The organism is Streptomyces recifensis (genome assembly GCF_002154615.1).
Classification (GTDB): domain Bacteria; phylum Actinomycetota; class Actinomycetes; order Streptomycetales; family Streptomycetaceae; genus Streptomyces; species Streptomyces griseoluteus.
Genome location: NZ_MUNH01000631.1, coordinates 1 through 6,570 on the forward strand (window position 1 = coordinate 1; position 6,570 = coordinate 6,570).

At 71.8% G+C, this 6,570-nt stretch carries 8 protein-coding genes; 3 read left to right on the forward strand and 5 right to left on the reverse strand.

Features of this window, described 5'->3' with window-relative positions; translation table 11 throughout:
* Window positions 1-57 precede the first annotated feature (57 nt).
* The 5 genes from CCN33_RS27425 to zapE form a co-directional block, all read right to left on the reverse strand.
* Window positions 58-975, reverse strand: coding sequence for a slipin family protein (locus CCN33_RS27425; RefSeq protein ID WP_086696115.1), 918 nt, complete (start codon window positions 973-975; stop codon window positions 58-60).
* Between the two features lie 165 nt (window positions 976-1,140).
* Complete coding sequence (locus CCN33_RS27430; RefSeq protein WP_086696116.1) at window positions 1,141-2,640, reverse strand: SulP family inorganic anion transporter; 1,500 nt, start codon at window positions 2,638-2,640, stop codon at window positions 1,141-1,143.
* A gap of 8 nt (window positions 2,641-2,648) precedes the next feature.
* Window positions 2,649-3,227, reverse strand: a complete 579-nt coding sequence (locus tag CCN33_RS27435; RefSeq protein WP_086696117.1) for a carbonic anhydrase — start codon at window positions 3,225-3,227, stop codon at window positions 2,649-2,651.
* 77 nt (window positions 3,228-3,304) lie between these two features.
* Window positions 3,305-3,703, reverse strand: coding sequence for a hypothetical protein (locus CCN33_RS27440; protein ID WP_086696118.1), 399 nt, complete (start codon window positions 3,701-3,703; stop codon window positions 3,305-3,307).
* Window positions 3,704-3,913: 210 nt separating this feature from the next.
* Entirely contained in the window at window positions 3,914-5,008 is a 1,095-nt protein-coding gene (zapE, locus tag CCN33_RS27445) for a cell division protein ZapE (protein ID WP_086696119.1), read from the reverse strand.
* Window positions 5,009-5,044: 36 nt separating this feature from the next.
* On the opposite strand from zapE, the gene CCN33_RS27450 reads away from it, so the two are divergent.
* The 3 genes from CCN33_RS27450 to CCN33_RS27460 all read left to right on the forward strand — a co-directional run.
* Complete coding sequence (locus CCN33_RS27450; RefSeq protein ID WP_086696120.1) at window positions 5,045-5,800, forward strand: roadblock/LC7 domain-containing protein; 756 nt, start codon at window positions 5,045-5,047, stop codon at window positions 5,798-5,800.
* Window positions 5,797-6,207, forward strand: coding sequence for a DUF742 domain-containing protein (locus tag CCN33_RS27455; RefSeq protein ID WP_086696121.1), 411 nt, complete (start codon window positions 5,797-5,799; stop codon window positions 6,205-6,207). Before CCN33_RS27450 ends, CCN33_RS27455 begins: the two co-directional genes overlap by 4 nt.
* The coding region (locus CCN33_RS27460; protein WP_208621923.1) for a GTP-binding protein at window positions 6,188-6,570 on the forward strand (383 nt) is incomplete at its 3' end. The genes CCN33_RS27455 and CCN33_RS27460, both read left to right, overlap by 20 nt.

Sequence of the window (6,570 nt, forward strand, 5' to 3'; positions counted from 1 at the left end):
AGGTGACACCCCTCCCGCCGACGCGGCGAGAGGGTCACTCGCGCGGCGGGTGGGGTGTCACCTCATCTCGGTGGACGGCTGGTCGAGGATCGCGCCGAGTTCGGGGGTCTTGGTGACCGCGTCGAGGCCCGGTGCCCCGGACAGGGGGAGGGGCTCGACGGGCGGTGCCGGCTCCGGGGCGGGCTCCTTCTTCCTCTCCCCGGCCGGTGCCGGATCGCGGGCGCCCCGCTCCAGGAAGTGGAGGAGTTCCACCGGGATGGGCAGGACCAGGGTCGAGTTCTTCTCGGCGGACACCGCCATCACCGTCTGGAGCAGGCGGAGCTGAAGGGCGGTCGGGGTGTCCGACATCTGCTGCGCGGCCTCGGCCAGCTTCTTGGACGCCTGGAGTTCCGCGTCCGCGTTGATGATGCGGGCCCGGCGCTCCCGGTCGGCCTCGGCCTGGCGGGCCATCGAGCGCTTCATGGTGTCCGGCAGGGAGACGTCCTTGATCTCGACCCGGTCGATCTGGACGCCCCAGCCCACGGCCGGGCTGTCGATCATCAGCTCCAGGCCCTCGTTGAGCTTCTCCCGGTTGGACAGCAGATCGTCCAGGTCGCTCTTGCCGATGATCGACCTGAGCGAGGTCTGCGCCATCTGCGACACCGCGAACTTGTAGTCCTCCACCCGCACCAGCGCACTGGTCGGGTCGACGACCCGGAAGTAGACCACCGCGTCCACCCGCACGGTGACGTTGTCCCGTGTGATGCCCTCCTGGGCGGGGATCGGCAGCGTGACGATCTGCATGTTCACCTTGTGCAGCCGGTCCACGAACGGAACGATCAGCGTCAGACCGGGCGAGCGGGGCTCGCCGGTGATCCGTCCCAGCCGGAACAGCACTCCCCGTTCGTACTGCTTGACGACACGCATCGCCGCGGCCAGCAGCACGAGACCCATGACGCCGGCCACCGCTATGAGCGTGATCACGAGCTCCAACATGGTCGCCCCCGTCACCGAGAGGTCCGTTTAATCCCTTACTCAACAGTACGTCCCGTATGTGCGCGGAAGCTATGCCCTGTGGACAAGGAACCCGTGGGCAAAAAAAAGGGGGCCGGGGTGGCGGGAACGTTCCCGTCGCACCCCGGCCCCCCAGGCCGTCCGGGCTCAGCCCGCCGGTGTCCCGGCCGGTTGAGCCGACCCGGCCCCGGACGTCAGCCGTACCGGCTCCGTCCCGTCCGCGCTGTGCCGCTCGGCCCAGCTCTCAAGGGCGGTGCGACAGGCGTGGTCCAGGTGCAGCAGACCGGAGAGGTCCAGCCGGACCGGCCGGTCCTTGGGCAGCGCCTCCAGGCTGTCCAGAATTTTCGGCAGCCTGAGGAAGGTCGCGTTGCCCGAGAGGCAGGCATCCACCGGGCCGGCGCCCTTGTCCATGACGGTGACCTTGATGTGCGACGCCTCCCAGGCGGTCTTGACGATCGCCAGCGCCAGTCCGGTCAGCACGCCCTCGAACATGCCGACCGCCACGATGGACACCGCTGTCACCGTGAGTATCAGCGCCTCCCCGCGCCACAGCCCCGCCAGCGCCTTGACCGGGACCAGCTTGGCCCCCGAGTAGATCAGGACGCCCGCCAGCGACGGCAGCGGGATGTGGGCGAGGGCGCCCGGCAGCAGCGCCGCGAACAGCAGCAGCCAGACACCGTGCATCACTCGGGACGCCTTGGTCCGCGCGCCCGCCTGCACATTGGCCGCGCTGCGCACGATCACCGCCGTCAGCGGCAGCGCGCCGAGCAGCCCGCACACCGTGTTGCCGACGCCCTGGGCGGTCAGCTCACGGTCGTACTCGGTGCGCGGGCCGTCGTGCAGCCGGTCCACGGCGGCCGCGCTGAACAGCGACTCGGCGGACGCGATCAGGGTGAACGCGACGATCGTGCCGAGCACCGCCACATCGGCGAACTCGGCGAAGGCGCTGAGCGGCGGCGGCTGGACGGCGCCCAGCAGCCCCTGCACCTCCACCATCGCGACCCGGATGCCGAACACCGGCACGGCCAGGGTGGCGAGCCCGACGGCGGCGAGCGGACCGGGCACCGTACGCACCTTCGACGGGAGGTGCTTCCACCCCACCATGACGGCGATGGTCCCCGCGCACAGCGCCAGCGAGGCCAGCGCCCTGCCGTCGCCGACCGCGCCCGCGAGACCGCGCGGCAGACCGAGCATCTTGTCCAGCCCCGCGTCCGGAGCCTTGGCGGCCATCGCCGGGTACAGCTGGCCGGCCACCAGGACCAGACCGATTCCGGCCAGCATGCCCTCCACGACCGCCAGCGATATGGCCCGGAAGTACCGGCCGAGCCGCAGCACTCCCATCACCATCTGGAGCAGCCCGGTGGCGAGCACGATCGCGCCCAGCACCGGCAGCCCGAACTCCTTGACCGCCTCGAAGACCAGCACCGTCAGCCCGGCCGCCGGGCCGGACACCTGCAGGCTGCTGCCGCGCAGCACACCGGTGACGAGACCGCCCACGATGCCGGTGACCAGCCCCAGTTCGGCCGGCACCCCGGAGGCGACGGCCACGCCCACGCAGAGCGGGAGCGCGACCAGGAAGACGACGAGGGACGCGGCGAAGTCCCGCCGCAGATGCGGAGCGCGCGATATGTGCCCTTGCCCGGTCATCGGCGCGCTCACAGGGCTTCGAAGGTGTCGGTGTCGGGCCGGTGCGCGCGCACGGCCCCGGTGTGGACCTCGTAGTACCAGGCGTGCAGGGCGAGCGTGCCCTGTGCCGTCCGGCGCTCGACGCAGGGGTACGAGCGCAGACGCAGCAGTTGGGTCAGCGCGTGGCACTGCACGCCCTCGGCGACCTCGGGGTCCTCGGCCGCGCCGGCGGGGCGCGGGGCGGCGTGCGCCAGCCAGTCGCGCACGGCGGGTACGGCGGTCAGGTCGTCGCCGCGCACGAGGGCGCCGACCGCGCCGCAGTGCGAGTGACCGCAGACGACGATGTCGCGGACGCCGAGCACCTCGACGGCGTACTCGATGGTGGCGGCCTCGCTGGTGGGGTGCTCCGAGGTGTGCGGCGGGACGATGTTGCCCGCGGTGCGCAGCTCGAACAGCTCGCCGGGGCGGGCGCCCGTGATCAGGGCGGGGACGACCCGGGAGTCGGAGCAGGTGATGAACAGGACCTGGGGGGACTGGCCCTCGGCGAGGCGGGCGAACTCCTCGGGGCGCCGGCCGAACGTGCGGGCGTAGTCGATGAGGGGCTGCATGATGGTGGACTCCTCCTGGCGCGCCTCGACGGCGCGTCGGGCTTGCACGACTGTGGTGGGGGGAGCGAGCCCGCCCGTCAGCAGCGGAAGACCTGAAGGACTGCCGTGGAGTGGGCTCCGGAGGATCTGGTGACGCCGGCGTCCGGCGTGCCGGACCGCGTGGGCGGTGCCGGTTCGGCCGGCCGCCGGGATATGAGCGGGCGCTCCGGCGCGGGAGTGGGCGCGGCGCCGCGCTGGCGGTGCCGGTCGGTATGGGCGGCGACCGGCGGCGTCTTGGGGCGGCGGGGTTCGCGGGCGAGGTCCACGCCGTCGCCAGCGGGCTGGGCGACGAGGACAATCCCCGCCGCGCCGTTGGCCTTTGCCTCACCGAGCGTATGTGCGGTGGCGAAGGGTCCGGAGGGTGCGAAGAGCTGGAGGGAGAGCAGCGCGACCGCGAACAGGGCGAGCGCCGCACCGAGCGTCCTGCCTCGGGACATGCGTACCCCCCTGCGGAATCCCACGTCTCTTGCACGCACCAAGCATTGGTCAATGGATGGTCAAGAAACACGTTAACCCGGCGAGAGGCTTTGCAGGGTTAACGACGGGTTACGCGCCGTAGGAAGCGTGAAAAAAGCGGGTCAAGCGGCTGGAATCAGCCCTTGACCCGCATAAGTTGATGGAATATCAGAAACAGGGCGCCCGGTCTGTTACTCCGTCACCAAAGGCTTGGCGTCGCGCGCCAGTGCGGTGAGCCGGGAGATCGCGCGGAAGTACTTCTTGCGGTAGCCGCCGTTCAGCATCTCCTCGCTGAACAGCTTGTCGAAGGGCAGGCCCGAGGCCAGCACCGGAACCTCGCGGTCGTAGAGCCGGTCGGCCAGCACCACCAGCCGCAGCGCCGTCGACTGGTCCGGCACCGGCCGCACATCGGTGAGGCAGACCGCGCGCACCTCGTCGGTCAGCGCGCCGTACCGGCTCGGGTGCACCTTCGCCAGGTGCTCCAGGAGCCGCGGGAAGGCGTCCAGCGAGGCACCCTCGGCGCGATAAGCGGCCTTGGTCACCTGCTCGTCGGTGTACGGCGCCGGGGCCTCGGGCAGACCGCGGTGGCGGTAGTCCTCGCCGTCGATGCGCAGGGCACGGAAGTGGGCGGACAGGCCCTGGATCTCGCGCAGGAAGTCGGCCGCCGCGAACCGGCCCTCGCCCAGCTTGCCGGGCAGTGTGTTGGAGGTGGCGGCCAGCGCCACCCCCGCCTCGACCAGCCTGCCGAGCAGGCTGGAGACGAGCACCGTGTCGCCCGGGTCGTCCAGCTCGAACTCGTCGATGCACAGCAGGGCGTGGCCGGACAGTGTCCGGACCGTCTGCTGGAAGCCGAGGGCGCCCACCAGGTTGGTCAGCTCCACGAAGGTGCCGAACGCCTTGCGGGAGGGCTCGGCGGGGGTGGCGTGCCAGAGCGAGGCGAGCAGGTGGGTCTTGCCGACGCCGTAGCCGCCGTCCAGATAGACCCCGCGGGGGCCGGCCGGGGCCTTGGTCTTCGCGCGGCCGAAGCCGAACAGGCCCCGCTTGCCCTCGCCGGGGCGCGCGTCGCCGAGTCCCGCCGCGAAGCCCTCCAGCACGCCCACGGCGTCGGTCTGGCTGGGCTGGTTCGGGTCCGGGATGTAGGTGGCGAAGCGCACCGAGTCGAAGCGAGGCGGCGGCACCATCTCCGCGACCAGGCGGTCGGCCGGGACGTGCGGCTCACGCGCACACAGGGACAGCGGACCGGCGTCGGTCAGCGGGGTGGAGCCGGAGGCTGCGGTGGAGGACACGGTTACCCATGCTAATCGCCATGTCACACTGCACGAATGCGACGCCTGTTCCCTGTGACCGACGAAACAGCAGCTCGGACCGCCCGCCAGGAGGGTGCGGAGCCGGACGGGGCCGGTGAGTGGAGTCTGGCCGAACTGGCCGCCGCGTACGCCTATCCCGCCTCCGACGACGGCGGTCCCCGCACCTGGCTGCGGGCCAACATGGTCTCGACCCTCGACGGTGCCGCCCAGCACGACGGGCGCTCCCAGCCCATCTCCTGCGCGGCCGACATGCGCATCTTCGGCACGCTGCGGGCGCTCGCGGATGTCGTCCTGGTCGGTGCGGAAACGGTTCGGCAGGAGGGGTACCGGCCCGCTCGCGCCCGTACCGAGTTCGCGGCGGCACGGGAGGCGGCGGGGCAGGGGCCGGCTCCGGCGGTGGCGGTGGTGTCGGGCAGCCTCGACCTGGACTTCTCGCTTCCGCTGTACACCTCGCCGCTGGTCCCGACGGTCGTGCTCACCGGTGCGGACGCGCCCGCCGACCGGGTGGCCGCCGCCTGCGCCGGCGTGCAGAGCCTGGCCGGGGCGGTCGCCCAGGAACTGCCCGGCAGCAGCGGTGAGATGAAGCTCGTCGTCATCGAGATCGACGGCGGCTACTTCTATCTGATGGCCGCCGGTGACAACGCCTACCTCGCCGTCCTCGCCGACGTGGTCTGCGAGCCCGGCCGGATGGGCGGCATGATGCGCGACCTCGTCGTGCGGATCGGCGCCCACCTCACTTCTCCGCCCCGGCGCGGCGGGCAGGCCGTATGACCCCGCGCCGCAAACGGCGCATGCCGCAGGAGGCGCCCTCCCCTCCGCCCCCGGCCCCGGACACGGGCGAGGAGGCGGAGGCCGGGAGCCCCGAGCGGCTGTACGCCGTCACCGGACTGCACGACGGCGGGCGGGCGCAGCTCGATCTGGTCACCCTGATCGTGGCGCGCTCGGCGCCCCCGCCGTCCGGCACCCCCGAGCAGGCGGCCGTGCTCCGGCTCTGCTCCGCGCCCCTGTCCGTGGCCGAAGTCTCGGCCTACCTCGGCCTGCCGTTCAGCGCGACGACCGCGCTGATCACCGAGCTGATCGGCGCCGACCTGGTGCAGGCCCGCGCCCCGATCGTCCGCCAGGCGCTCCCCGACCGGACCCTCCTCGAAGCGGTGATGCATGGACTTCAACGCCTCTGACGCCGTCCCCGCGATCCCCGGCCCGCGCACCGAGGAGCGGCTCCCGCAGACCGCCCAGGCCGCGGTGAAGATCGTGATCGTGGGCGGCTTCGGCGTCGGCAAGACCACCATGGTCGGCTCGGTCAGCGAGATCAGACCGCTGACCACCGAGGAGACCATGACCCAGGCCGGTATCGGCATCGACGACAACTACGGCTCCGAGACCAAGACCGCCACCACCGTGGCCATGGACTTCGGCCGCATCAGCATCACCGAGAAGCTGGTGCTCTACCTCTTCGGCACACCCGGCCAGGAGCGGTTCTGGTTCCTGTGGAACCGCCTCTTCGAGGGCGCGCTCGGCGCGGTCGTCCTGGTCGACACCCG